Source organism: Streptomyces sp. NPDC002886, assembly GCF_042888445.1.
In the GTDB taxonomy this organism is placed as follows: domain Bacteria; phylum Actinomycetota; class Actinomycetes; order Streptomycetales; family Streptomycetaceae; genus Streptomyces.
Map to the genome: position 1 here is coordinate 147,265 of NZ_JBIAPV010000014.1, position 24,297 is coordinate 171,561.

The 24,297-nt window shown below is 71.9% G+C and carries 25 protein-coding genes and 1 riboswitch; of the genes, 12 read left to right on the forward strand and 13 right to left on the reverse strand.

Translation table 11 applies throughout. The features are described 5' to 3' along the window. Positions 1-4: 4 nt before the first annotated feature. From ACFYYB_RS38495 to ACFYYB_RS38510, 4 genes are read left to right on the forward strand one after another with little or no spacing between them, the layout of a single operon-like run. Entirely contained in the window at positions 5-808 is an 804-nt protein-coding gene (locus ACFYYB_RS38495) for an ABC transporter ATP-binding protein (protein ID WP_389442912.1), read from the forward strand. A 29-nt stretch (positions 809-837) separates the two neighbouring features. Next, complete coding sequence (locus ACFYYB_RS38500; RefSeq protein ID WP_389442683.1) at positions 838-1,701, forward strand: Rossmann-like domain-containing protein; 864 nt, start codon at positions 838-840, stop codon at positions 1,699-1,701. Next, positions 1,698-2,735: a GHMP kinase gene (locus ACFYYB_RS38505; protein WP_389442686.1), complete on the forward strand. Its 1,038-nt coding sequence runs from the start codon at positions 1,698-1,700 to the stop codon at positions 2,733-2,735. The genes ACFYYB_RS38500 and ACFYYB_RS38505 overlap by 4 nt, the downstream gene beginning before the upstream one ends. Beyond that, positions 2,656-3,660 (forward strand): pyridoxal-phosphate dependent enzyme, encoded by a 1,005-nt coding sequence (locus tag ACFYYB_RS38510; RefSeq protein ID WP_389442914.1) that lies wholly within the window; start codon positions 2,656-2,658, stop codon positions 3,658-3,660. The genes ACFYYB_RS38505 and ACFYYB_RS38510 overlap by 80 nt, the downstream gene beginning before the upstream one ends. A 27-nt stretch (positions 3,661-3,687) precedes the next feature. Here the strand turns inward: ACFYYB_RS38510 and ACFYYB_RS38515 are convergent, their stop codons facing one another. Continuing rightward, on the reverse strand, positions 3,688-4,875 hold the full coding sequence (locus ACFYYB_RS38515; RefSeq protein ID WP_389442916.1) for a S8 family peptidase: 1,188 nt from the start codon (positions 4,873-4,875) through the stop codon (positions 3,688-3,690). 410 nt (positions 4,876-5,285) lie between these two features. Between ACFYYB_RS38515 and ACFYYB_RS38520 the strand changes: the two genes are divergently transcribed. Then, positions 5,286-5,642: a protease inhibitor I9 family protein gene (locus ACFYYB_RS38520; RefSeq protein WP_389442688.1), complete on the forward strand. Its 357-nt coding sequence runs from the start codon at positions 5,286-5,288 to the stop codon at positions 5,640-5,642. A 19-nt stretch (positions 5,643-5,661) separates the two neighbouring features. Here the strand turns inward: ACFYYB_RS38520 and ACFYYB_RS38525 are convergent, their stop codons facing one another. The 4 genes from ACFYYB_RS38525 to ACFYYB_RS38540 all read right to left on the reverse strand — a co-directional run bounded on the left by ACFYYB_RS38525 (position 5,662) and on the right by ACFYYB_RS38540 (position 9,771). Then, positions 5,662-6,264 (reverse strand): Uma2 family endonuclease, encoded by a 603-nt coding sequence (locus ACFYYB_RS38525; RefSeq protein WP_389442691.1) that lies wholly within the window; start codon positions 6,262-6,264, stop codon positions 5,662-5,664. A gap of 127 nt (positions 6,265-6,391) precedes the next feature. Then, positions 6,392-7,852, reverse strand: coding sequence for an alanine/glycine:cation symporter family protein (locus tag ACFYYB_RS38530; RefSeq protein WP_389442693.1), 1,461 nt, complete (start codon positions 7,850-7,852; stop codon positions 6,392-6,394). Between the two features lie 122 nt (positions 7,853-7,974). Next, positions 7,975-8,850 carry a haloalkane dehalogenase gene (locus ACFYYB_RS38535; RefSeq protein ID WP_389442695.1) on the reverse strand — a complete coding sequence of 292 codons (876 nt, stop codon included), beginning with the start codon at positions 8,848-8,850 and terminating at the stop codon, positions 7,975-7,977. Positions 8,851-8,949: 99 nt separating this feature from the next. Next, positions 8,950-9,771 carry an NAD(P)H-binding protein gene (locus ACFYYB_RS38540; protein WP_389442697.1) on the reverse strand — a complete coding sequence of 274 codons (822 nt, stop codon included), beginning with the start codon at positions 9,769-9,771 and terminating at the stop codon, positions 8,950-8,952. A gap of 92 nt (positions 9,772-9,863) precedes the next feature. Here ACFYYB_RS38540 and ACFYYB_RS38545 point away from each other — a divergent pair, with 92 nt between their 5' ends. Beyond that, positions 9,864-10,481, forward strand: a complete 618-nt coding sequence (locus tag ACFYYB_RS38545; protein ID WP_389442699.1) for a TetR/AcrR family transcriptional regulator — start codon at positions 9,864-9,866, stop codon at positions 10,479-10,481. A gap of 54 nt (positions 10,482-10,535) precedes the next feature. Here ACFYYB_RS38545 and ACFYYB_RS38550 read toward each other — a convergent pair whose 3' ends face one another. Further along, the gene (locus ACFYYB_RS38550; protein ID WP_389442701.1) at positions 10,536-11,153 is read right to left on the reverse strand and encodes a phosphoribosylanthranilate isomerase; all 618 of its coding nucleotides are present in this window, start codon (positions 11,151-11,153) and stop codon (positions 10,536-10,538) included. A gap of 126 nt (positions 11,154-11,279) precedes the next feature. Between ACFYYB_RS38550 and ACFYYB_RS38555 the strand changes: the two genes are divergently transcribed. After that, on the forward strand, positions 11,280-11,405 hold the full coding sequence (locus tag ACFYYB_RS38555) for a hypothetical protein (protein ID WP_389442703.1): 126 nt from the start codon (positions 11,280-11,282) through the stop codon (positions 11,403-11,405). A gap of 106 nt (positions 11,406-11,511) precedes the next feature. Here the strand turns inward: ACFYYB_RS38555 and groL are convergent, their stop codons facing one another. The 4 genes from groL to thrC all read right to left on the reverse strand — a co-directional run bounded on the left by groL (position 11,512) and on the right by thrC (position 15,778). Then, on the reverse strand, positions 11,512-13,134 hold the full coding sequence (gene groL, locus ACFYYB_RS38560) for a chaperonin GroEL (RefSeq protein ID WP_327306024.1): 1,623 nt from the start codon (positions 13,132-13,134) through the stop codon (positions 11,512-11,514). A gap of 369 nt (positions 13,135-13,503) precedes the next feature. After that, a complete protein-coding gene (locus ACFYYB_RS38565; protein ID WP_008743607.1) occupies positions 13,504-13,710 on the reverse strand; it encodes a cold-shock protein in 207 nt (68 codons plus the stop codon). A gap of 428 nt (positions 13,711-14,138) precedes the next feature. Next, positions 14,139-14,417, reverse strand: coding sequence for a MoaD/ThiS family protein (locus tag ACFYYB_RS38570; protein WP_389442707.1), 279 nt, complete (start codon positions 14,415-14,417; stop codon positions 14,139-14,141). 35 nt (positions 14,418-14,452) lie between these two features. Beyond that, positions 14,453-15,778 carry a threonine synthase gene (gene thrC / locus ACFYYB_RS38575; protein ID WP_389442710.1) on the reverse strand — a complete coding sequence of 442 codons (1,326 nt, stop codon included), beginning with the start codon at positions 15,776-15,778 and terminating at the stop codon, positions 14,453-14,455. Between the two features lie 17 nt (positions 15,779-15,795). Continuing rightward, positions 15,796-15,954: riboswitch (SAM riboswitch) on the reverse strand. A gap of 208 nt (positions 15,955-16,162) precedes the next feature. On the opposite strand from thrC, the gene ACFYYB_RS38580 reads away from it, so the two are divergent. The 3 genes from ACFYYB_RS38580 to ACFYYB_RS38590 are packed head-to-tail and all read left to right on the forward strand — an operon-like array spanning position 16,163 to position 19,110. Beyond that, entirely contained in the window at positions 16,163-17,185 is a 1,023-nt protein-coding gene (locus ACFYYB_RS38580) for a glucosyl-3-phosphoglycerate synthase (protein WP_389442918.1), read from the forward strand. 59 nt (positions 17,186-17,244) lie between these two features. Beyond that, positions 17,245-17,601: a hypothetical protein gene (locus ACFYYB_RS38585; RefSeq protein ID WP_389442712.1), complete on the forward strand. Its 357-nt coding sequence runs from the start codon at positions 17,245-17,247 to the stop codon at positions 17,599-17,601. A 36-nt stretch (positions 17,602-17,637) separates the two neighbouring features. Further along, complete coding sequence (locus ACFYYB_RS38590; RefSeq protein ID WP_389442714.1) at positions 17,638-19,110, forward strand: trehalose-6-phosphate synthase; 1,473 nt, start codon at positions 17,638-17,640, stop codon at positions 19,108-19,110. A gap of 150 nt (positions 19,111-19,260) precedes the next feature. On the opposite strand, the gene otsB is transcribed toward ACFYYB_RS38590, so the two are convergent. From otsB to ACFYYB_RS38605, 3 genes are all read right to left on the reverse strand, one after another. Further along, a complete protein-coding gene (gene otsB, locus ACFYYB_RS38595; protein WP_389442717.1) occupies positions 19,261-20,124 on the reverse strand; it encodes a trehalose-phosphatase in 864 nt (287 codons plus the stop codon). Between the two features lie 65 nt (positions 20,125-20,189). Next, on the reverse strand, positions 20,190-20,441 hold the full coding sequence (locus ACFYYB_RS38600) for a DUF3263 domain-containing protein (protein WP_254386650.1): 252 nt from the start codon (positions 20,439-20,441) through the stop codon (positions 20,190-20,192). Positions 20,442-20,532: 91 nt separating this feature from the next. Then, entirely contained in the window at positions 20,533-21,849 is a 1,317-nt protein-coding gene (locus tag ACFYYB_RS38605; RefSeq protein ID WP_389442720.1) for an extracellular solute-binding protein, read from the reverse strand. A gap of 274 nt (positions 21,850-22,123) precedes the next feature. Between ACFYYB_RS38605 and ACFYYB_RS38610 the strand changes: the two genes are divergently transcribed. Then, complete coding sequence (locus ACFYYB_RS38610; RefSeq protein WP_327309375.1) at positions 22,124-23,056, forward strand: ROK family protein; 933 nt, start codon at positions 22,124-22,126, stop codon at positions 23,054-23,056. Next, the gene (gene nagA, locus ACFYYB_RS38615) at positions 23,056-24,225 is read left to right on the forward strand and encodes an N-acetylglucosamine-6-phosphate deacetylase (protein WP_389442722.1); all 1,170 of its coding nucleotides are present in this window, start codon (positions 23,056-23,058) and stop codon (positions 24,223-24,225) included. Before ACFYYB_RS38610 ends, nagA begins: the two co-directional genes overlap by 1 nt. The last annotated feature ends 72 nt before the right edge of the window (positions 24,226-24,297 follow it).

A 24,297-nucleotide genomic window follows, 5' to 3' on the forward strand; every position in this document is an offset into this window, starting at 1 on the left:
CGCCGTGGGGATCAGCGCCGAATCCGTGAGCTGGTCGGTGGCGGGCACACCGGTCGTGCGCGAGGTCAGCGCCGGCATCGCCCCCGGCGAGACCGTCGGACTGCTCGGCCCCAACGGCTCGGGCAAGTCCTCGCTGCTGCGCTGCCTGGCCGGGCTGCGGACTCCCGACGCGGGCGCGGTCCGGTACGACGGGGAGTCCGTGCGCGGCTGGAGTCCGCGCCGGATCGCCCGGCGGGTCGCCTTCGTCGCGCAGGACGCGGGCGCGGACGGCGATCTGCTGGTCGCCGACATCGTGGGCCTGGGGCGGACCCCCTTCCGCGACCGCTGGCGCGGCCCCGACGCCACCGACCGGGCCGTGGTCGCCGCCTCGCTGGAACGCGTAGGGCTCACCGCGCTCGCCGACCGCCCCTGGAAGGCCCTGTCGGGCGGCGAGCGGCAGCGCACCCACCTCGCCCGCGCGCTGGCCCAGCAGCCGTCCGGGCTCCTCCTCGACGAACCCACCAACCACCTCGACGTGAAACACCGGCTCGAACTGATGGAACTGCTGGCCGCCACCCCCCAGACGGTCTTGGTCGCCCTGCACGACCTGTCGCTCGCCGCCCGGTACTGCGACCGGCTGCTGCTCCTGCACCACGGCCGCCTGATCGCCGCCGGCCCGCCGGCCGCCGTTCTGACGCCGCGGCGGCTCGCCGAGGTCTTCGAGGTGGACGCCGAACTCACCACCGACGCCCTCGGACACCCGCAGGTCAGCTACCGCGGACCGCTCCCCGTACGCCCACCGGCGGCGGCGCCCCACCCCGCTCCATGAACAGGAACAGGAACAGGAACAGGAACCCCATGAACCCCAGCACCACCCCCACCACCACCCCCATCACCACCCCCGCGACCTCCGTCGACGCGCTCCTCGCGGCCGTGCTGGCCGGCGAGCACGGCCCGCTCCCCTCCTCGCTCGTCGCCACCAGCGTGTTCTGGATCCACCACGGCACCCGCCTGGCCGGCGGCGACACCACCTACCTCAACCAGTACGTCCTGGTCCGCCTCGGCGGATCCTTCGGCGGCTGCGCCTTCGAGGCCGGCGAGATCGACCCGTCCGTCTGTCGCGACTCCTCCGGCACCCCGCTCGACGTCCTCCTGCGCGAAGCGCCCCGCCCACTGCGGATCGCCGCCCTCGACGCCTACCTCTCCGAGACCCGCCCCCACCGCGTGGCGGCCGGGGAGGGCGACGCCGAGCCGGTCACCCTCCCGGCCGGCACCCCGGAGGTCCGCGCCAGGGCCCGTGACGCGGCCATCGCCGGACTGCTGGACATCGAGGAGGGCGCCGAGGTGGCCCTCATCGGGGTCGTCAACCCGCTCGTGGCGGCGATCCGCGCACGCGGCGGGCGTCCACTCCCCTGCGACCTCAACCTCAGGGCCACCCAGTGGGGCGACCCGGTCACCGACGACATGCACGAGGTGCTGGAGTGCGCGCAGGCCGTCGTCGCCACCGGCATGACCCTGAGCAACGGCACCTTCGACACGATCCTGGAGCGCTGCCGCTCCCGGGGCGTCCCGCTGGTCGTCTACGCGCAGACCGGCAGCGCCGTGGCCCGCGCCTTCCTCGGCTCCGGGGTGACCGCCCTGTCCGCGGAACCCTTCCCCTTCTCCCAGTTCAGCGCCGAGGAGACGGTCCTGTACCGCTACCGGACGGCGGGCGGCGCGTGAACCCCGGCGCTACGGACGCTCCCGGCACCGGGCAGGCCCCCTGCCACCACGGCGAGATCCTCCAGGGCGTCTTCCTCGACGACGCCGGACGCCGGTGCGCGGGACTGGTCACGCTGCCCATGGCGGGCCCCGGCAGCAGCGCCGCGTTCGTCCGCCGCCCCGGCGCGGTGCCGCGAGCGCTGACCGTCGTACCCGCCGACCGCACGAAGGCGGCGCGGGCCGCCGCTCTCGCGGTCGACGAGTGCGCGCGGCGGACCGGTCAGCCGCCCTGCGGCGGGGAGTTGCGGCTCACCGGTGAGATACCGGTGGGCCTGGGCATGGGCAGCTCCAGCAGCGACGTGATCGCGGCCGTACGCGCGGTCGCGGACGCGTACGGGCTGCGGCTGGACCCCGCGACGGTCGCCGGGCTGGCCGTACGCGCCGAGCTGGCCTCCGATCCGCTGATGCTGGGCGGCCGGCCCGTGCTGTTCGCCCAGCGGGAGGGCCGGGTCCTGGAGGTCCTCGGCCCGGCCCTGCCGCCGCTGGTCGTGGTGGGCTGCGCCCTCGGCGGGGGCGCGCCCGTCGACACGCTGTCCCTGCCGGTGGCCGACGTCGGCCGCAGCGACGTACGGGCCTACGAGCGGCTGCGCGCGCTGCTGCGCCGGGCCGTGGCCACCGGCAGCGCGGAGCTGCTCGGCGCGGTCGCCACCGCCAGCGCACGGCGTGGCCAAGAGGTGCTCGGGCACCCGGAGTTCGACACCCTGACCGCCCTCGCCCACCGGACCGGGGCGGTCGGCGTGCAGATCGCGCACAGCGGTGCGGTGGCGGGCGTGCTCTTCGATCCGGCCGCACCCGGGCTGCGCCGCCGCGTCCGCGGCTGCCTGCGCGCCCTGGACGCCCACGGCATCCCCGCCACCCGCACGTTCACGACCGGCACCACCCCTGCGAAGGAGATCCCCCATGGACCAGCACCTCATGGACCAGCACATCGCGGAGTCGATCGGCCGGCCGGACCTGATACGCCTCGACGACCGGCTCGTCTGCCTGCGCTTTGAAACGATGAAGGTGGTCTCCGCCCTCGCGGCGGTGCGCCACCTGCTCGACACCGGCGTCGTGCGCCGCGGGGACACCCTGCTGGACAGCTCCAGCGGCATCTACGCGTACGCCCTGGCCCTGAGCTGTCACCGGTACGGCCTGCGCTGCCACATCGTCGGCTCGGCCACGGTGGACCACACGTTGCGGACCCAACTGTCCGTCCTCGGGGCGACGCTGGAGCAGATGGAGCCGTGCAGCGACCTGAAGCTCGACCAGAAGCGGCGCGTCGAGCGGATCCACGAGATCCTCGCCGCCCACCCCGAGTACCACTGGATGCGCCAGTACCACGACGACGTCCACTACCTCGGCTACCGCGCGATCGCCGACCGGATCCGCGAGGCCACGGGCACGGCGAACGGCCTCACCGTCGTCGGCGGGGTCGGATCCGGCGCATCGACCGGCGCCCTCGCCCGCTACCTCCGCGAGGACGCCGCCGACCCTTCGGACGTCGCACTCGTCGGCGTCCAGCCGTACGGCAGCGTCACCTTCGGCTCCGAACACGTCACCGACCCCGAGATGATCATCGCCGGGATCGGCAGCTCCATCCCCTTCGGGAACGTCTCGCACGAGCTGTACGACGCCCTGCACTGGGTCTCCTTCGATACCGCCCTCGCCGGCAGCGTCGACCTGCTGCGCCGGCACGCGGTCTTCGCCGGCCTGTCGAGCGGCGCCGCGTACCTCGCGGCACGCCACGAACGCGCGCGCTCACCCCACCGCACGGTCCTCTTCATCGCCCCGGACACCGGCCACCGCTACGTCGACACCGTCTACGCGAGGCACCGCGAGGCCGCCCCGATCGCGCACCTCGCCCCGCGCGAGGTGACCGACCGGAGCGAGCTGGCGCTGCCGTGGTCGCGGATGCGATGGGGCCGCGCCGCCGCGTGAGCGGCACGGCCCTCGCGCCCGCGGTGGTCAGAGGCCGGCGGTGTACAGCAGCGCGTTGGCGGTGCTCTTGCTGACCTTCGACAGAACGTCCTTCGTGGCCTCGTCTTCCAGGAAGGCGGCGATCTCGGCCGGGTCGGCCTTCGGGTGGGCCTGCTTGTAGAGGGCCACGACGCCCGTGACGTGCGGTGCGGCCATCGAGGTGCCGTTCAGTGCGACGCTGCCGCCGCCGAGCTTGGCCGAGGTGATGTCCTCGCCCGGCGCGTAGAGCTCCACGCACGTGCCCCAGTTGGTGAAGTCGGTCTCCTCGTCGTACCGGTTGCTCGCGGCCACGGTCACCACGCGATCCGCGGAGGCCGGCGAGACCAGGCAGGCGTCCTTCGCGCTGTTTCCCGCCGCGAGGACCGGGAGGACGCCCCCGTCGGACAGGGCGGTGGCCGCGTCGTTCAGCGCTTGCGACAGGTCCCCGCCCAGCGAGCCGTTCAGCACGGCCGGCTGCTTGGCGTTCTTCAGCACCCAGTCGAGGCCCGCGATCATCCCGGAGTACTCGCCCTTGCCGTCGCAGCCGAGGACGCGCACGCTGACCAGGCTGGCCTTGCCGGCCACCCCGTACGTCTTGCCCGCGACCGTGCCCGCGACGTGCGTGCCGTGGCCCTGGCAGTCCGCGCCGTTCCGGCCGTCCCCGATCGCGTCGAAACCGAAGCTCGCCCGCTCGCCGAACTCTTCGTGCTTGTAGTCGATGCCGGTGTCGAGGATGTACACGGTCACCCCGGCGCCGTTGCCCTGGGTGGTGAAGGTGTTGTCCAGCGGCAGCTCCTTCTGGTCGATCCGGTCCAGGCCCCAGGAAGCGGACGGCCCGCGCAGGGCGGTGGCCATCGCAGGCGCCCCCGACGGTGCCGACACCTTCGCGTCCGTTTCCACCGACTTCACGCCCAGGGCGACGCGGGCCAGCTCCAGCTGGAGCTTGGTCATGGGGACGGCGAAGCCGCTCATGGCCTTGGTGTAGAGGAACTTCGGCTTGAGGCCCAGCCGCTCCGCCACCTTCGCCGGGTCGTAGCCCGGCTCCAGGGTCACGATGTACTGGCCGGGGACGGCGTTGGCCGAGACGGTCAGCGGCACCGGTGTGGGTTCGGGCGCGACGTCGGCGGACGCGGAAGCGGCGGCCACCGGGATGACGGCGAGCAGGGCGGCGGTGGCGGCGCGGGCGAGCAGGCGCAGGGACATCGAGGGAACTCCCGAAGGGTGGAGGGGCATACGGAAGCCGCCTCCGTTCGACGGGAACACCAATGCGGCACCCGTCCCGGAGTGCGACCCTCCCCTTCATCGGCGGCCCCGCCTCGGGTCTTGACCGGACGGACCGGCCGTCCGGCCGCGCCGCGCGGCTGCGCGGCGGGCCGCGGGCTGATTCTCGTACCGACTGAAGAAAGGATTCCGTCCACTGTTCTCGCGACCTGCGCGAGCACCCCGCGCACGTCCGGGGCGAGCCGGCAGGTTCACCCGTACGGAAGGCACCGCCCGCGCATCCGGCGAGGGGCGCATTCGCGGTTCCCGCGGTTCACCCCCGCCCGCGACCGCCGCGCCGCCCGGGGTCGTTGACCGGACCGGCCGGACGTGGTGGCCTCGCCGTCATGCGCACTCGTACGAGCCGGACCCTGTCGATCCCCGCCGTCGCCGCCGTCGCCCTCGCCGCCGCCCTCGCCCTGCCCGCCCCGCCCGCCCACGCCACGGCCCCCGGACCAGCCGCTCCCGCGTCCCGTACGGCCCCGGCCGAGTGGCCGACGTACATCGTCACCGTGCACCGCGGCCTCGACCCGGCCGCCGTCGCGGACGCGTACGGGATCACCCCGGTCCACGTCTACCGCCACGCCCTGAACGGCTTCAGCGCCCGCCTCTCCCCCGACCAGGTCGAGTCCCTGCGGGCGACTGCGGTCGTGACCTCGGTCAAGGAGGACGGCCCGGTCACGACCGCCGGCCCGGCGTTCTAGCGGTCCGCCCCGCCCCGGATCAGTGCGGGAAGTTCCCCGTGTCGAGCGTCAGCGCGAAGGGCTCGGGGAGCCGCAACTCGTCGCCGAAGGCGACGCGGACGGCGTGCTTGTAGGCGCCGTTCTGCGGTTCGGTGAACAGGGTGGCCGTGGGGCCGTGCTCGTCGAAGCGGTCGATGAGGAGGTAGACCGGGACGGGGGCGTGGGCGTAGGCCCAGAGCTTCTTCTTTCGGTCGTCCTCGGCGTTGCTCTTGGAGGTGATCTCCACGACGAGCAGCGCCTCGGCCGCGTCGACGGGGTCGGAGACCTCGGCCGCCACGTCATCGACCAAGGCGGAGGGGACCACCACCAAGTCCGGCATGTAGAGCTTGCCCAGCGCGGCAATGTGGATGCCGAGCGTCTGGTAGACACCCCACTCGGGCGGCACGACCCCGTACAGGGCACGCTGCACCCTTTCGGCGATTCCGTTGTGGTGGCGGTGGGGCGGTGGCACCAAGGCGATCTGTCCTCCGTCGATCTCGGCGCGCCAGCCCTCCGGCACGTCCAGGTCACGCCAGCTCTGCAGCAGGTACTCCCACGTGCGGCCGTCGGCGTTCCGGTCGGGCTCGACCATGGCTGCGGTCATCGCGGGTCTCCTCTCCTGTGGCATATGCCAGCGAGCGTAGACAGACGGGTTCACGGCGTGTGGCCGCTTAGCTCAGCGTCCCACGATCGGGTGGCGCACGCAGTAACCTCCACGCACGGGCAACCCGCTACACCCGCTCCGGTGCCTGCGCCGACGGGACCACCGTGCGGATCGGGTCCCAGCACTGGACGCCGCGAAGGTCCGGCATGCGGTCGCGGGTGAAGACCGGCTCCAGGCCCGCGCGGCGCTGGGCGAGGTAGTCGTCCAGGAGGCGGAAGGCGATGGCCGACAGCGGGATGATCGCGGCGAGGTTGATCAGCGCCATGAGGCCCATGAACACGTCCGCCAGGTTCCAGACGACCGACACCGAGCCGAGCGAGCCCAGGACGACCGACGACAGGACGAGCACCCGGTACCCCGGCAGGAACCACCGCTTGCGGGTGATGAACTGGATGTTGGTCTCGCCGTAGTAGTAGTTCCCGATCATGCTGCTGAAGGCGAGCATGAAGACGACGACGGTCAGCAGGTGGCCGGCCCACCCGCCCAGCGTCTCGCTGAGCGCCGTCTGCGTCAGGTCCGCGCCCTGGCGGCCCGACAGCTCCGGGTTCGTGACCAGCACGATGAAGGCCGTCATCGTGCACACGAGGAGGGTGTCGAAGAAGACGCCCAGGGACTGTACGAGGCCCTGCTTGACCGGGTGCGAGACCTCGGCGGCGGCGCCCGCGTTCGGGGCGGAGCCGAGGCCCGCCTCGTTGGAGAACATGCCGCGCCGGATGCCCTGCTGGATCGCCGCGCCGATGCCGCCGGCCGCCAGCTCGCGGAAGCCGAAGGCGCCGCCGACGATGTCGGCGATGACCCGGGGGAACTCGGTGATGTTGAGGAGGACCACCGCCGCGCCGAGGAGCAGGTAGACGATCGCCATCACCGGGACCAGGACCGTGGTGATGGACGAGATCCGCTTGACCCCGCCGAAGACGGCCAGCCCCAGCAGGGCCGCCAGCAGCACGCCGAGCGAGGGGCCGAACCAGTCCGAGCCGTCCGCGTCGGCGAGGGAGCCCGCGGCCACGGCGGTGATGGTGTTGGCCTGGACGGCATTGAAGACGAAGCCGAAGGTGACCGTGATCGTCACCGCGAAGAGCACCCCGAGCCAGCGTTTACCGAGCGCCCGCTGCATGTAGTACGCCGGACCGCCCCGGTAGGCGCCGCCGGCATTGCGCACCTTGTAGAGCTGGGCGAGGGCCGATTCCACGAAGGCGGAGGCGGCGCCGATCAGCGCCATCATCCACATCCAGAAGACGGCGCCCGCGCCGCCCAGGGTGATGGCGGCGGCGACCCCGGCGATGTTGCCGGTGCCCACGCGCGCGGCGGCGGAGATCGTGAAGGCGCCGAAGGACGAGACCTGCTTGCGGCCGTCGGCGCGCGGCGGGGTCTTCTCCTTCACCACCCGGAACATCTCGGGAAGCAGGCGCAGCTGCACACCCCGGGAGCGGACCGTGAAGTACAGGCCCGCACCGACCACCAGCGGAATCAGCAGGTAGGTCCAGAGGTGATCGTTGACGTTGACGATCACCGAATCCAGAGTGTCCATGATGCGAAGTCTCCCCGGGGCGGAAGGCCCGCGGACAGGGACCTACGTCCGCCGCCGAAGGGTCGGAAGACCCGCGCCGCACGCCCTTCGCCCCCTTCCCGGCGCTCGGAGCGACCGGCGGCTCACCCCCACAGTCCGCGCCGCTCCGCCCAGTTCCGTACCGCCGCCGCGACCAGCAGCGGGTGGTCCTCGGGGGTGTGGTGCCCGGCGGGCACGTCGTCGTGCCGGGCGAGATCCAGGCCCGCGATGTTCGCCACGCACCACTCGACGGTCTCGGGTCCCGTCATCGCCCCGGGCCACGGGGCGAAGGTCAGCAGCAGCTTGGGTATCGCGGGGCTCCCCGCGAGCCAGTCCCCGTACGCCGCCACCCGCGCCACCACCTCGGCGGGTTCCCCGCCCAGCGGCATCGACCGGGCCCACTGGAGCAGCGGGCGCCGGCTCTCCCGCGTCGGGTACGGGGCCCGGTACACGTCCAGGTCGCGCGGGTCCATCGGGCGGACGCCGCTGCCGGCCAGCCCCTCGACGAACCCGTTCGCGTCGAGGAGCATGGCCTCCCCCACCCCCGGGGTCTTGATCGCCCGGAACAGCTCGCGTCCGCCTTCCGGGAACTCCTCCCAGCTCATCGGCTTGATGATGGTTTCGGTGAACGCGATCCCGCGCACCCGCCCCGGATGCCGGGCGGCCCGGTCGAAGGCGAGCGCGCCGCCCCAGTCGTGCCCGACGAGCACCGCCTCGTCCAGGCCGAGCACGTCGAACCAGGCGTCGAGGTAGCGGGCGTGATCGGCGAAGGTGTAGCCGAGGGCGGGCTTGCCCGACTCCCCCATCCCGATCAGGTCCGGCGCGAGCAGCCGGACCCGCCCACCGCCGAGAGCGGGCAGGACCCCCCGCCAGAGGTGGGAGGAGGTCGGGTTCCCGTGCAGGAACACCACGGGCACTCCGGAGGGGTCGCCGGCCTCCCGGTAGTGGATCGTCGAGTCGAGTACGGGCTGTACGGGCATGGCTCCTCCGGGGACGGGACGGGACGGGACGGGCGGGCAGGCCGTACGGCCGACCGGGTGGGGCGAGCGGGCGCGCGGGCCGGGCGGCCGGACGGGGCGTCAGCGGAAGGCCGGTGCCGTGCGGGACGCCCAGGCGGTGAAGGGGCGCGGGGGGCGGCCGAGGAGCTGCTCGACGGCCGGGCTGACGGCCCGTTCGGCGGCGAGCGGGGCGCCCAGGATCGACAGGGTGCCCTCCACGGCCGACTCCGGCATGAAGGTCAGCATCTGCGCGCGGGCCTCCTCGGGGCTCTGCTCCACGAACCGCACCGGCTCGCCGATCGCCCCCGCGATCGCCTCGGCCCGCTCGCGCGGGGTGACCGGCGCCGGGCCGGTCAGGTCGTACGTGCGGCCCTCGTGCCCGGAGCCCCGCAGGACGGCCGCCGCGACCTCGGCGACGTCGGCCGGGTCGACCGTCGGCAGCCCGACGTCCCCGAAGGGCGCGGCCGCCGTGCGGTGCGTACGGATCGACTCGGCCCAGGCGAAGGCGTTGGAATCGAGCCCGCCCGAGCGCAGGACCGTCCACTCCAGACCGGACCGGCGCACGGCCTCCTCGAAGGCGGCCGGGTGCCCGTACTGCTCGGGCCGGGTCCCGACCCCCTGGGAGGACAGCAGTACGACCCTGCGTACGCCGGCCTCCGCGGCCAGGTCGAGGACCGCCCGCGGATCTTCGCCGGCGACGAGCAGGAACAGGGCCCCGGCCCCGGCGAGCGCGGGCCGCAGGCTCCGCGGCTCGGCGAGGTCGGCCCGGTGGTGGCGGACCCCCTCGGGCAGAGCGCCTTCCGGCGCCCGCCGGGAGACGGCCGTGACCTGCTCCCCCGCCGCCGCGAGGATCCGTACCAGCTCGCTGCCGACGTTTCCGGTCGCACCCGTGATGACGAACATGAAAGGCTCCCACCCGTGAAGTGAGTTAGTCGACTGACTAACTCCTGACACGACCATAGCCCGCCGGGCGGCGCCCGTCTACACTTAGTCAGGTGACTTACTCAGATGGTGTCGAAGCGGCCCCGGAAGCCGGGGCGGACCGCCCCCGGGCCAAGCGCGGCGGGAAACGCGAACGCCTCGCCGCCGCCGCGGCCCGGGTCCTGCACGAACAGGGCATGGAGAAGACGACGATCGCCGACATCGCGCGCGCGGCCGACGTCCCGCTCGGCAACGTCTACTACTACTTCAAGACCAAGGACCAGCTGGTCGAAGCGGCGATCGGCGCCCACGCCCAGCACCTGGCCGGCCTGATCACCGCCCTGGACGCGCTCCCCACCCCCCAGGACCGGCTGAAGGCCCTCGTCTCCGGCTGGGTAGAACAGCGCGAGCTCACCGCACGCTACGGCTGCCCCACCGGCTCGCTCGCCTCCGAGCTCGACAAGCGCGACGACGGCCTCGACCAGACCCTGGCCAAGGTCATGCGGGTACTGCTCGACTGGGCCGAGGGGCAGTTCCTGGCGATGGGGCGCACGGCGGACGCGCGGGAGCTGGCGGTCGCCCTGATCGCCGCCTACCAGGGCGTCTCCCTGCTCACGAACACCTTCCGCGATCCCGAACTGATGGCCTCGGAAGGGCGGCGCCTGGAGCGCTGGATCGACTCGCTGACCTGACCTGACCGGGCAGCAGCCCGGACCGAAGTCCGGCGGGGCGGGCGGGCCTCGGGCTCAGCTCCGGCGGGGCCTCGCCGCGCGGGCCGCCGCGATGAAGGCGCGGATGAGGTCCGGGGACTTCACGCCGCGCTCGCTCTCCACGCCGCTGGAGACGTCCACGCCCCAGGCGCCCGTGACCGTGAGGGCCTCCGCCACATTGGCCGGGGTCAGCCCGCCCGCCAGCAGCCAGCGGCCCGCCGGCGCCGCGAACTCCGCCGAGCCCCAGTTCCACGGCTTGCCGGAGCCGGGGTCGGGGGCGTCGATCAGGAGCAGGTCCTCCCCGTACTCCCCGCAGCGCTCCACGTGGTGCGCCGTCGCCCGCAGCAGGGTGCGGCCCTCGGCGCGCAGCGCCGCGAAGTCCTCCGGGCCCTCCTCGCCGTGCAGCTGCACGCCCCGTACACCGCTCTCCTCGGCGAACCGCCGCACCTCCGCCACGGACTGCCCCCGGAACACCCCCACGGTGAGCACCCCGTCCGGCACCCCGGCGGCCAGCTCCCGCGCGGTCGCGGCGTCGACCGTACGCGGGCTGCCGGGCGCGAACACGAACCCGACCGCATCGGCCCCGGCCGCCGCGGCCGCCTCGACATCGCGGGCGGTCTTCAGACCGCAGATCTTCACGAAGAGATCGCTCATGCCGCCAGTCAACCAAAGCCCACCCGATCCGTGGTGATCCGTCTCGGCACCCGGGCGCGACCGCCCGCCCGCCGCTAGCCCGGAACCGGGCTCACGCCCCTGTCCCTGGTCGCCGAGTTCACTTCCTTGTCCACCAAGGACGCGGACTGGAACGAACCGCACGGTTACCACTCCCGCAAGACGGTGCCCTTCGGCAAGGACCTGCACCTCCCCGAGCCCTTCGACTGCACCGTCGACACCTCCGCGTTCTGAAACGCCCGAGGGCGGCACCCCCTCCGTCAGGAAGGGGTGCCGCCCTCGGTACGTACTACGTGATGCGAACGGCCGATCTACCTTCGGGCCGGAGCCCGGGGGTGGATCAGAAGTCCATGTCGCCGCCCGGCATGCCGCCGCCGGCAGCCGCGCCGGCCTTCTCGGGCTTGTCGGCGATGACGGCCTCGGTGGTGAGGAAGAGGGCCGCGATCGACGCCGCGTTCTGCAGCGCGGAGCGGGTGACCTTCGCCGGGTCGATGATGCCCTCGGCGATCATGTCCACGTACTCGCCGGTCGCGGCGTTCAGGCCCCAACCGATCTGCAGGTTGCGGACCTTCTCCACGACGACGCCACCCTCGAGACCACCGTTGACGGCGATCTGCTTGAGCGGGGCCTCCAGCGCGAGCTTGACGGCGTTGGCGCCGGTCGCCTCGTCGCCGGTGAGCTCCAGCTTGTCGAAGACCGAGGAGGCCTGCAGCAGGGCCACGCCGCCACCGGCGACGATGCCCTCTTCGACGGCCGCCTTCGCGTTGCGAACGGCGTCCTCGATGCGGTGCTTGCGCTCCTTGAGCTCGACCTCGGTCGCGGCGCCGGCCTTGATGACCGCGACACCGCCGGCGAGCTTCGCCAGGCGCTCCTGCAGCTTCTCGCGGTCGTAGTCCGAGTCGGAGTTCTCGATCTCGGCGCGGATCTGGTTGACGCGACCCTGGACCTGGTCGCTGTCACCGGCACCGTCGACGATGGTGGTCTCGTCCTTGGTGATGACGACCTTGCGGGCGCGGCCGAGCAGGTCGATACCGGCGTTCTCGAGCTTGAGGCCGACCTCCTCGGAGATGACCGTGCCGCCCGTGAGGATGGCGATGTCGCCGAGCATGGCCTTGCGACGGTCGCCGAAGCCCGGAGCCTTGACGGCTACGGACTTGAAGGTGCCGCGGATCTTGTTGACGACGAGGGTGGAGAGCGCCTCGCCCTCGACGTCCTCGGCGATGATCAGCAGCGGCTTGCCGGACTGCATGACCTTCTCCAGGAGCGGCAGCAGGTCCTTGACCGAGCCGATCTTGGAGTTGACGATCAGGATGTACGGGTCGTCGAGGGACGACTCCATGCGCTCCATGTCGGTGGCGAAGTACGCCGAGATGTAGCCCTTGTCGAAGCGCATGCCCTCGGTGAGCTCGAGCTCCAGGCCGAAGGTCTGCGACTCCTCGACCGTGATGACGCCTTCCTTGCCGACCTTGTCCATGGCCTCGGCGATGAGCTCGCCGATCTGGGTGTCGGCGGCGGAGATGGAGGCCGTGGAAGCGATCTGCTCCTTGGTCTCGACGTCCTTGGCCTGCGCCAGCAGGGCGGCGGAGACGGCCTCGACGGCCTTCTCGATGCCGCGCTTGAGGGCCATCGGGTTCGCACCGGCGGCCACGTTGCGCAGGCCCTCGCGGACGAGCGCCTGGGCGAGAACGGTGGCGGTGGTCGTACCGTCGCCGGCGACGTCGTCCGTCTTCTTGGCGACTTCCTTGACCAGCTCGGCGCCGATCTTCTCGTACGGGTCCTCGAGCTCGATCTCCTTGGCGATGGAGACACCATCGTTGGTGATCGTGGGGGCGCCCCACTTCTTCTCAAGGACGACGTTGCGACCCTTGGGGCCAAGGGTGACCTTGACGGCGTCGGCGAGCTGGTTCATGCCTCGCTCGAGACCGCGCCGGGCCTCCTCGTTGAACGCAATGATCTTGGCCATCTGAAGTGGTCCTCCCGGACAGCGGTGGATTGCTCCCGGACCGCGCCCGCGCCCGCGACGGACGGCCTGCGTGCCCGGCGGTTTCTTCCCGCCGGACCCTGCGGGCCTCACTGACCCGGTCCTCGTATAGGTAGCACTCTCACCAGGAGAGTGCTAACGCCAATGATTAGCACTCGACCCCCCCGAGTGCAAGCGGCTTCAGGCAACCCGGGATGAACAGCCGGACGCCGCAAGGGCTCCGGAGCCGCCACGCACGAGGGGCCCGCATCCCGTGTCCAGGATGTGGGCCCCTCGTACATATGCCGTTGTGCCGTCGTGCGCGGCCGCTGTGCGTGGCCGCGTACGTGTCGGTGGTCGATCGCGGTCGGACTAGCCGGCGGCGAGCTTGACCATGTCCGCCTGCGGACCCTTCTGGCCCTGCGAGATCTCGAATTCGACCCGCTGACCCTCTTCAAGGGTGCGGTACCCGTCCATCTGGATGGCGCTGTAGTGGACGAACACATCCGCACCACCGTCGACCGCGATGAAGCCGTAGCCCTTCTCCGCGTTGAACCACTTGACGGTGCCCTGAGCCATGCCTAACTCCCCTATTACTGGCCCTTGCGCAGGACCGCACTTCGCGGTCCCGGGTCAGAACTTGCGCCGGAACGCCTCGACCGGGGCTGAATGTATCCGCACCGCTGCTGTCTGCAACAGGTCATTCCGACGAGAATTCTGGACACAGCGAAAGATTGAAATAGGGTGAAAACCCGGAATATTCCAGGGCAACTCGGGCCGGACAAACCACGCCAACGACCCATAGCGCACTTGCATGTTGACTCAATGTCAACCCTCACGCGCCCCGTTCATATGCGGCGGGCAAGAACAGCGGAGGGGACTTCCCCAACTCTACCGCGCCCAACCAAGCAGAATTGCCCCCTCCGTTTCTTAACGGAGGGGGCAATTCAGTTTCCGCGAGGCCTTACGAGGTGCCGCACGGGCTCAGCCGAAGCGCGGCCGAAGGCTCAGCAGCCACCCGCGACGGCGGGGATGATCGAGATGCCGGCGCCGTCCGGGGTGGACGTCTGCAGCCCGCCCTCGAAGCGCACGTCGTCGTCGTTGACGTAGACGTTGACGAAGCGGCGCAGCTTGCCCTGGTCGTCCAGGACGCGCGCGGCGATGCCGGGGTGGCTCGTCTCCAGGGACTGGATGACCTCTTCGAGGGTCGTGCCCTCGGCGGAGACCTCGGCCTGGCCGCCGGTGTAGGTGCGCAGGATGGTGGGGATGCGGACGTTGACGCTCATGGCGCTACTGCCTTTCCGGTGTGCAGGGGGAGGAATCAGGCGAGGTTGGCGGCGCGGAACGCGTCCAGGCTCGGGCGGATCGTGGCGGTCTGACCACTGTCGGCGGCCACCGCCTCCAGGGTCTTGAGGCCGTCACCGGTGTTCAGGATCACGGTGGTCAGCGCGGGGTCGAGCTGCCCGTTCTCGACGAGCTTCTTCGTCACGCCGACGGTCACGCCGCCCGCGGTCTCGGCGAAGATGCCCTCGGTCTGCGCGAGGATCTTGATGGCCTCGACGACCTGCTCGTCGTTGACGTCCTCGACGAACCCGCCGGTGCGGCGCGCGATGTCCAGGACGTACGGGCCGTCCGCCGGGTTGCCGATGGCAAGCGACTTGGCGATGGTGTTCGGCTTCTGCGGGCGGACCACCTCGTGACCGGCCTTGAAGGCGGTCGAGACGGGGGAGCAGCCCTCGGCCTGGGCACCGAAGATCTTGTACGGCTTGTCCTCGACGAGGCCGAGCTTGATCAGCTCCTGCAGACCCTTGTCGATCTTCGTCAGCTGCGAGCCGGACGCGATCGGGATGACGATCTGGTCGGGCAGCTGCCAGCCGAGCTGCTCGCAGATCTCGTACGCCAGGGTCTTGGAACCCTCGCCGTAGTACGGGCGCAGATTGACGTTGACGAAGCCCCAGCCCTCGCCCAGCGGGTCGCCGATGAGCTCGGAGCAGAAGCGGTTGACGTCGTCGTAGTTGCCCTCGATGCCGACCAGGTCGCCACCGTAGACACCGGCCATGACGACCTTGCCCTGCTCCAGGTCGTGCGGGATGAACACGCAGGAGCGGAAGCCGGCACGGGCGGCCGCGGCGCCGACGGCGCCGGCCAGGTTGCCGGTGGAGGAGCAGGAGAGGGTGGTGAAGCCGAAGGCGCGGGCGGCCTCGACGGCGATGGCCACGACGCGGTCCTTGAAGGAGTGCGTCGGGTTGCCGGAGTCGTCCTTGACGTACAGCTTGCCGGTGAAGCCGAGCTCCTTGGCCAGGTTGGCCGCGTCCACGAGCTTGGTGAAGCCGGGGTTCAGGCTCGGCTTGGAGGCCACGTCCGCCGGGACGGGCAGCAGCGGCGCGTAGCGCCAGATGTTGTTCGGGCCGGCCTCGATGGCGGCGCGCAGGGCTTCCGGGTCGCCCAGGGGCAGCTCGTAGGCGACTTCGAGCGGTCCGAAGCACTCGGCGCAGGCGAAGATCGGGCCGAGCTCGAAGCGGGTACCGCACTCACGACAGGAAAGGCCGGTGGCGGGACCGAGATCGACGGAGGTACCGGCGGTGCCGGTTTCGACGCGGGTGCTTTCAACGGTTTCGGCAGAGGTTGCGACAGACTGTGCAGCCATGATGGCGAGGCCCTTTCTCCTCATCTTCCCCATGGCGCACTTCGCCATGAGACGGATTTGGCACCTTCCCTAGCCGGGGACCTCGCTGGCGGCGCTGGAATGCGCGATCGCGAGAACCGACTGGAGGGTTGCCGGGGCTTCAACGGGCCGTGTCCCTCTGCCCCTCTGGATGAGCGGTATGGCACCGGCACACGCGCTCTGTGGCGCGCCGGTGCGTTTGTACGCGGGCCCCCCGGCATGCGGTGGGCCATCGCGTTGTTCAAGACTGTAACCGAAGGTCCGGGGGGTTGAGACAGCCGTCCGAACCGCGAGATGGATCACATTTCGGCCCAAACCAATGATGAACCCCGTGATGAACCCAGTGACGAACAGGGAGTGCTGAAGGTGCTGGAAGAGGTGGAGCGCTGGTTGGCAGACCGCTCCTGGTCCGCCGCCGACCGACCGCTCGGCCAGCTGCTTTCGGCCAAGCGGGCAGCGGGGACCACGGTGAGCGTGGTGCTGCCGGCGCTGAACGAGGAGGCGACGGTCGGCGAGATCGTCGAGGTGATCCGGCGCGATCTGATCGAAGGGCTGCCGGTCCCCCTGGTGGACGAGCTCGTCGTGATCGACTCGGGCTCCACCGACCGCACCGCGGAGGTCGCGGCCAAGGCCGGGGCCCGGGTCGTGCATCGCGACGAGGTCCTGCCGCGGATCCCGGCGCTGCCCGGCAAGGGCGAGGTGCTGTGGCGCTCGCTGCTGGCCACCACCGGGGACATCGTCTGTTTCGTGGACGCCGACCTGCGCGATTTCTCGTCGGCCTTCGTCTCGGGGATCGTCGGCCCGCTGCTGACCGAGCCGGACGTGCGGTTCGTCAAGGCGATGTACGACCGCCCGCTCGGCCCGGAGCTCGGAGGCCAAGAGCCCGGCGGCCAGGAGCCCGGCGGCCAGGAGCCCGGCGACCTCGCCTCCGCCAAGGCCCACGGCCAGGGCGGCCGGGTCACGGAGCTGGTGGCCAGGCCCCTGCTCAACCTGCACTGGCCGCAGCTGGCCGGCTTCGTCCAGCCGCTGGGCGGCGAGTACGCCGTACGCCGCGAGCTCCTCGAACGGCTGCCGTTCCCCGTGGGCTACGGGGTCGAGCTGGGCCTGCTGGTGGACGCGCTGCACACGGCCGGGCTGGACGCGCTGGCCCAGGTGGACGTGGGCGTACGGCTGCACCGACACCAGGACGGCCAGGCCCTGGGCCGGATGGCCGCGGCGATCTACCGCACGGCGCAGGTCCGGCTCTCGCGCGGACACCTGGTACGCCCCGAGCTGACGCAGTTCGAGCGGGGCCCGCAGGGGTTCGTACCGCACACCTACGCCGTGGACACCGAGGAACGGCCGCCGATGCGGGACATCGAGGAGTACGCGCGCCGTCGCGTGGCGTAAAGCCCGATTCATTCCCTATCGGGCCAATTTCCCCCTCATGGGGTTTACACGTTTCAGACATGCCAGACGCTCCGGACGCATGGAAGACCGCGACGATCACCTACAAGGTGCGGGTCAACGACCCGCTGACCGGCGACGGCAAGCTCACGAACCACGTGGTCGCGCGGAGCGGCCGCACCAACTGCGAGGACGGCTCGAAGGACCCGGCCTGCGCACCGGCCCCGCCGGTGATCACGCCCCCGGACCCGTCGCCGTCGCCGTCGGCCTCCGCGTCGGCGGCCCCTTCCTCCTCCCCCTCGCCCACCGTCCCGTCGACCACGCAGCAGCCGCGACCGCTGCCCGGCACGGCGGCCGCCACGCTCACGGCACTCGGCGGTGTGGTCTTGCTCTCGGTCCGGCGGACGCGCGGGCGCTGACGTTTGACCGGAGGCGAGGCGGGCTAGGTTCGCCGCATGGCTTCCCAGGTGCTCGTCGCCGCGAATCGCGGCCCCCTCTCGTACGCCCTCGACGCGGACGGCACGCTCAGTGCCCGCCGCGGCGGGGGCGGCCTCGTCTCCGGGCTCTCCGCCGCCCTCGCGGAGCAGCCGGACGCGCTGTGGATCTGCGCGGCGCTGTCGGACGCGGACCGGGAGGCGGTACGGCAGGGGGTCTCCGAGCCGGGCGTACGGATGCTCGACATCGACCCGGAGGTCTACGACGGTGCGTACAACGGCATCGCGAACTCGGTGCTGTGGTTCCTCCACCACCACCTGTACGAGATCCCGCGCGAGCCGGTCTTCGACGCGGAGTTCCGGCGGCGCTGGGCTTCGTACGTCGCGTACAACGAGGCCTTCGCGGCGGCCCTCGCGGAGGAGGCGGCCGAGGGCGCGGCGGTCCTGATCCAGGACTACCACCTGGCGCTGGCCCCCGGAATGCTCCGGGAGCTCCGCCCCGACCTGCGGATCGGGCACTTCACGCACACGCCGTGGGCCTCGCGGGACTTCCTGGGGATGCTTCCGGAGGACATCCGGAGCCGGCTGGTGTGGGGGATGCTCGGGGCGGACCGGCTGGGGTTCCACACCCGGGAGTGGGCGGACAACTTCATCAGCGGCGCGGTGACCGATGACGTGCACGGGCTCGCGCAGGCATCGGCTGCGGACGGTGCCGGGCGTGGCGTGCGGCACCGCGGGAGGAGCGCGGACGGGGACCGGCTCGGGCAGGCCCGGTTCACGCACGTCACCGCGTACCCCCTCGGCGTGGACGGGGACGAGCTGCGCGCGCTCGCGCACCGGCCGGAGGTGGACGACAAGCTGGCGGCGCTGCGGGCGGAGGTCGGCGAGCTGCGGACGATCGCACGGGTGGACCGGACGGAGCTGTCGAAGAACATCCTGCGGGGGCTGCTGGCGTACCGGGAGCTGCTGACCACGTACCCCGAGTGGCAGGGGGAGGTGGTCCACCTGGCCTCCGCCTATCCGTCCCGGCAGGACCTGGCCGTCTACCGGGAGTACACGGAGTCGGTGCGGGAGCTGGCCGCGGAGATCAACGCGGAGTTCGGTACGGACGACTGGCAGCCGGTGCTCGTCTCCGTCGAGGACGACTTCGCGCGATCGCTGGCGGTGTACCGGCTGGCGGACGTGGCGCTGGTCAATCCCGTACGGGACGGCATGAACCTGGTCGCGAAGGAGATCCCGGTGGTCTCGGAGGCGGGATGCGTGCTGGTGCTGTCCACCGGGGCGGGGGCGTACGAGGAACTGGGCGCGGACGCGCTGACGGTGAACCCGTACGACGTGACGGCGACCGCGGAGGCGTTGCACGCCGCCCTCTCCATGCCGTCGGCGGAACGCGCGGACCGCACGAAACGCCTGGCCGCGGCGGCCACGGCCCTCCCCCCGGCGCAATGGCTCACGGCCCAGCTGAACGCACTGCGCGGCCCTTCTCCTTCTTGACGCACCGCTCGCACGGCTCGGCCCTGGCGGGCCTCCCCGGCTTCGCGGCGCTGCGCCGGACTCCGTCCGGCGGGGGCCGGGCGGTGGCGGTGCCGCCCGGGGCGCGGGTACGGCTGGGGGCGGCCCAGGCCGGGCGGTGCGTGCTTCGCGTCAAGAAGGGGAAGGGGGCTCAGTCAGTGCCGCCGCCAGGGCGGACAGGAAGGCGACGACCTCTGACGGGCCGGACAGGGTCAGGTCCGCGCGGGCGGCGAGTTCGGGGACTTCCGCCGAGCCGCTGCAGACCAGGAGGCCCGGCATGCCCCCGGCGCGCAGCTTCTCCACCGCCGAGTACGCCGCGAGGTCACCCAGGTCGTCCCCGGCGTAGAGCACGGCCTGCGCCCCCACCTCCGCGAGGTACTCCGTGAGCGCGACGCCCTTGTCCATCCCCGGCGGCCGCAGCTCCAGTACGGCCCGTCCCGGCTCGACCATCAGGCCGTGCCGGGCCGCCAGCCCCGCCAGGGGCTCGCGCAGGGCCGCGAAGGCCGCCTCCGGGTCCGCCGCGCGGCGGGTGTGGACGGCCAGTGCCTGGCCCTTCTCCTCGATCCACGTCCCGCGCCACGCGCCGATCGCGTCCAGGAACCCGGGCAGCTCGGCCCGGACGGCGGCGACCCCCGGATGCTCGGCCGGAGCGTGCACGATGCCGCTCACGGCGTCCCAGCGCTCGGCTCCGTAGTGGCCGAGGACCACCAGGTGTTCGAGTCCGGGGACCCCGGCGAAGCCCCCGTAGCGGACGGCGACCCCGGCGGGCCGGCCGGTGACGACCGCGATGGAGCCGACCTCGGGCGCGAGCGCGGAGAGCGCGGGAACGGCTCCCGGGTGGGCCCGTGCCTGGTCGGGGTCGGGAACGATGTCGGCGAGGGTGCCGTCGAAGTCGAGGGCGACGACGGAGCGGCGCGGCGCGCGGAGGAGGGCTTCGAGTCCCTCGCGCCCGGCGGTGGTGACGGGCATCGGCAGATCGTGCGGATGGCTCCCCATACGCACGACCCTAACGGCCCCGCCGGGCCACGGCTACGGCGCGGGCGATGCCCGGGCCACGGCGGCTACCGCCGGGCCCGCTGGGCCTCACGGATCCGCCGCAGGCGGTTGACGGTGCCGGGTGCGTGCCGCAGCGCCCTGGGATCGTCCATCAGCGCGTTGAGGAGCTGGTAGTACCGGACCGGGGGCATCCCCAGTCCTTCCCTTATGGCCCGCTCCTTGGCACCCGGGCCGGGCCAGGTGCGGGCCTCGTAGGCCAGTACGGCCGCTTCGTCGGGGCTCAGCCCGGCGGGCGGCCTCTCGTCCGCGTCCGTCATACGGCCAGGTTAACTCCGCCCTCCGACAGCGCCCGCCCGACCGGGATCAGCCCCGCGCGGGCCGGCGCCGGTCAGCCCGGATCAGCACGGATCAGCGCGGATCCGCCTTGCGCCCGGCCTCCGCGATGTCCGCGAGGATCTTCGCGGGCTGCCCGCCCGGCTGCACGGCCTTGCCGATGTTCTTCTTGATGTCCTCGCTCACGGTCGCCCAGGACTTCTTGCCCACCGGGTAGAGCCGCGCGTTGGGCAGGGCGTGCAGGAAGGTCTTCAGCTCCGCCGAGGAGGACCCGGTGGAGGCGTCCATCGCCCGGGAGCCGCTGGTGGTCACCGGCAGCAGGTCGTACTTCTCGGTGAAGGCCGTCACGTTGTCGGCCTCGTAGAGGAAGTCCAGGAACTTCCCGGACTCCATCTGGTGGCCGGCCTTGAAGGCCATCACCCAGTCGGCGACGCCCATCGTGGGGTGGCTGACCCCGTCGGAGGTCGGCATGGGGATCATGCCGTACTTCACGCCCTTGGCGGCGGCCTGCTTGAGCAGCGTGGGGTGCCCGTTGAGCATGCCGACCTCGCCGCGCGAGAAGGAGTCGAAGGCGGCCTGGCGGTTCAGCTTGCCCGGCTCCACGGGGCCGGTCAGGCCCGCGCCGACGAGGTCGTCGCGCAGGAACTCCAGGGTGCCGATGTTGTTCGGGGAGTCGATCGAGTACTGATCTTCGTTGTCGGCGTAGCCTCCGCCGCCCGCGAGCAGCCACTGCATCGTCTCGGCCTGCGCCTCCTCGCGGCCCAGGGGCAGCGCGATGGGCGTCGGGACGCCGTCGGCCTTGAGCTTCTTGGCGGCGGATTCCAGATCGGCCCAGCTCTTGGGGCGCCAGGGGGTCTTGCCGTCCTTGGGGATGATGCCCGCGTCGGCGAAGAGCTTCTCGTTGTAGAACATCAGCCGGGTGCTGGCCACGAAGGGCATGCCGTACTGATCGCGCCGGACCTTGCCCGCTTCGGCGAGCGGATCGAGGAAGTCGGCCTGGGTGTTCACGGAGAGCAGCTCGTCGGCGGTGTACAGCTTGCCGTCGGCGGCGTAGTCGGCGTAGGCGCCGATCTGCGCGATGTCGGGGGCCTCGCCGGCCTTGACCATCTCGGCGACCTTGGCGTCCACCTCCTCCCAGGAGTAGACGTCGACCTGGACCTTGATGCCGGGGTTGCGCTTCTCGAAGGCCGCGGCGAGGTCCTTCCAGTAGGGCTTGGAGGAGTTTTCCGGTTTGTCCCCGTAGTCGGCCGCCACGACCTTCAGGGTGACCTCGTTGTCCCCGGTGACGCCCGACACGGCGCCGCAGCCGGTCAGCGTCACCGCGGTCAGGCACAGTGCGAGGCCGGAAGCGGCGAGGTTCAGCCTTCTGGCCTGGACAGTTCGGGCCTTCACAGTTCTCGTTCCACCCCAGGTTGTTCCGTACGATTCGCGTAAAGGTCTACACCACTTTTGAGCCTGGTCAACATCCGGCCCCAAACGTCCACACGGCCTGCACGCGCGCACACGCACGGACCCGCGTACGCACGCACGTACGGATTCGCGCACGGACCCGTGGACCGGCCCGTCCGCCGACGAAGGTCCCTAATTTGTATGGCCACTCAACAATCCCTCCCAGTGGACTAGACCTTTGCCCTCCGATCACGCGAGACTGTCACCCGTGAAACCCGTGAAACACGTCATCGCCCTCGATGTGGGCGGCACTGGGATGAAGGCCGCCCTCGTCGCCGCCGACGGCACCCTGCTCCACGAAGCGCGCCGTGCCACCGGCCGCGAGCGGGGCGCCGAAGCCGTCGTCGAGACGATCCAGGACTTCGCCGCCGAGCTCCTCGACCTCGGCCGGGAACGCTTCCACACCACCGCCTCCGCGGCCGGCGTGGCCGTCCCCGGCATCGTCGACGCCGAGAACGGGATCGCCGTCTACGCGGCGAACCTGGGCTGGCGCGACGTCCCGATGCGCGAACTGCTCGGCAGACGCCTCGGCGGCATCCCGGTCGCGCTGGGCCACGACGTCCGCACGGGCGGACTCGCCGAAGGCCGCATCGGCGCGGGCCGCGGCGCCGACCGCTTCCTGTTCGTCCCCCTCGGCACCGGCATCGCCGGAGCCATCGGCATCGCCGGCCGCATCGAGGCCGGCGCGCACGGGTACGCGGGCGAGATCGGCCACATCGTGGTCCGCCCCGGCGGACCCGCCTGCGGCTGCGGCCAGCGCGGCTGCCTGGAGACCCTCGCCTCCGCCTCCGCCGTCAGCCGCGCCTGGGCGGCCGCCTCCGGCGACCCCGAGGCGGACGCCGCGGACTGCGCCAAGGCCGTCGAATCCGGCGACGAGCGCGCCCGGGAGGTCTGGCTCGCCGCGATCGGCGCCCTGGCCGACGGGCTGGTCACCGCGATCACCCTGCTGGACCCGCGCACGCTGATCATCGGTGGCGGACTGGCCGAGGCCGGGGAAACCTTGTTCACACCACTACGGACGGCCGTCGAGGAACGCGTGACGTTCCAGCGGCTGCCCCACATCGTTCCGGCCGCCCTCGGGGACACCGCCGGATGCCTGGGTGCAGGGCTGCTCGCCTGGGATCTACTCGCCACGGAGGTACCTGCCTGATGTCCGGAAGCGCACATGTGGGCCGCAGCACCGTTCTCTCCGGCGCCGACGTGGTGCTGCCCACGGGCATCGTCAAGGGCGGACGCCTCATCGTCGACGGCGAGCGCATCGCCGGCAGCGCGGACGAGAACGCGGCCGTCGTCGACCTCACCGGGTGCCTGGTCGTCCCCGGCTTCGTCGACATGCACAACCACGGCGGCGGCGGTGCCTCCTTCACCTCCGGCACCGCCGAGGAGGTGCTCAAGGGCGTACGGACCCACCGCGAGCACGGCACCACCACCCTGGTCGCCTCCACCGTCACCGGCGACCTGGACGAACTGGCCCGCCGCGCCGGACTGCTCGCCGAGCTGACCCAGCAGGGCGACATCGCGGGCATCCACTTCGAGGGCCCCTTCATCAACCCCTGCCGCAAGGGCGCGCACAAGGAAGACCTGCTGCGCGACCCCGACCCGGCCGAGGTCCGCAAGCTGATCGACGCCTCGCACGGCGCCGCCCGCATGTTCACCCTCGCCACCGAGCTCCCCGGCGGCCTGGACTCCGTACGGCTGCTCGCCGAGCACGGGGTCATCGCGGCGATCGGCCACACGGACTCCACGTACGAGCAGACCCGTGAGGCCATCGACGCCGGCGCGACCGTGGCCACCCACCTCTACAACGCGATGCCCGGCCTGGAGCACCGCGCCCCCGGCCCCATCGCGGCCCTGCTGGAGGACGAGCGGGTCACCGTCGAGCTGATCAACGACGGCACGCACCTGCACCCGGCCATGCTGGAGCTGGCCTTCCACCACGCGGGCGCGAACCGGGTGGCGCTGATCACCGACGCGATGGACGCGGCCGGCTTCGGCGACGGGATCTACCACCTCGGCCCGCTGGAGGTCGAGGTCAAGGAGGGCGTCGCCCGCCTCGTCGAGGGCGGCTCCATCGCGGGCTCCACCCTCACCCTGGACACCGCCTTCAAGCGCTCCGTCACCCTCGACAAGCTCCCCGTCGAGTCCGTGGTCCAGGCGATCTCCGCCAACCCGGCCAAGCTGCTCGGCGTCTACGACCGGGTCGGCTCGCTGGAGCCCGGCAAGTACGCGGACCTCGTCGTCCTCGACTCCGCCTTCGACGTCCGGGGCGTCATGCGCCGCGGCGAATGGATCGTGAACCCGCTCGCGGCGGGCAACTGACCCGGGCCCTCCCACGAAAGCGGTCGGCCCGGGGTACTGGGCCGACCGCTTCTCCGTTTGGCATGCTGATGC

Coding starts and splice junctions, on each gene's coding strand:
- ACFYYB_RS38590 (WP_389442714.1), top strand. CDS start 17,638: ATGGCTTCCCAGGTGCTCGTCGCCGCGAATCGCGGCCCCCTCTCGTAC.
- ACFYYB_RS38525 (WP_389442691.1), bottom strand. CDS start 6,264: ATGACCGCAGCCATGGTCGAGCCCGACCGGAACGCCGACGGCCGCACG.
- ACFYYB_RS38535 (WP_389442695.1), bottom strand. CDS start 8,850: ATGCCCGTACAGCCCGTACTCGACTCGACGATCCACTACCGGGAGGCC.
- ACFYYB_RS38565 (WP_008743607.1), bottom strand. CDS start 13,710: ATGGCTCAGGGCACCGTCAAGTGGTTCAACGCGGAGAAGGGCTACGGC.
- ACFYYB_RS38520 (WP_389442688.1), top strand. CDS start 5,286: ATGCGCACTCGTACGAGCCGGACCCTGTCGATCCCCGCCGTCGCCGCC.
- ACFYYB_RS38600 (WP_254386650.1), bottom strand. CDS start 20,441: ATGACGGACGCGGACGAGAGGCCGCCCGCCGGGCTGAGCCCCGACGAA.
- nagA (WP_389442722.1), top strand. CDS start 23,056: ATGTCCGGAAGCGCACATGTGGGCCGCAGCACCGTTCTCTCCGGCGCC.
- ACFYYB_RS38530 (WP_389442693.1), bottom strand. CDS start 7,852: ATGGACACTCTGGATTCGGTGATCGTCAACGTCAACGATCACCTCTGG.
- ACFYYB_RS38540 (WP_389442697.1), bottom strand. CDS start 9,771: ATGTTCGTCATCACGGGTGCGACCGGAAACGTCGGCAGCGAGCTGGTA.
- ACFYYB_RS38500 (WP_389442683.1), top strand. CDS start 838: ATGAACCCCAGCACCACCCCCACCACCACCCCCATCACCACCCCCGCG.
- ACFYYB_RS38510 (WP_389442914.1), top strand. CDS start 2,656: ATGGACCAGCACATCGCGGAGTCGATCGGCCGGCCGGACCTGATACGC.
- ACFYYB_RS38570 (WP_389442707.1), bottom strand. CDS start 14,417: ATGAGCGTCAACGTCCGCATCCCCACCATCCTGCGCACCTACACCGGC.
- groL (WP_327306024.1), bottom strand. CDS start 13,134: ATGGCCAAGATCATTGCGTTCAACGAGGAGGCCCGGCGCGGTCTCGAG.
- ACFYYB_RS38550 (WP_389442701.1), bottom strand. CDS start 11,153: ATGAGCGATCTCTTCGTGAAGATCTGCGGTCTGAAGACCGCCCGCGAT.
- ACFYYB_RS38585 (WP_389442712.1), top strand. CDS start 17,245: ATGCCAGACGCTCCGGACGCATGGAAGACCGCGACGATCACCTACAAG.
- thrC (WP_389442710.1), bottom strand. CDS start 15,778: ATGGCTGCACAGTCTGTCGCAACCTCTGCCGAAACCGTTGAAAGCACC.
- otsB (WP_389442717.1), bottom strand. CDS start 20,124: ATGGGGAGCCATCCGCACGATCTGCCGATGCCCGTCACCACCGCCGGG.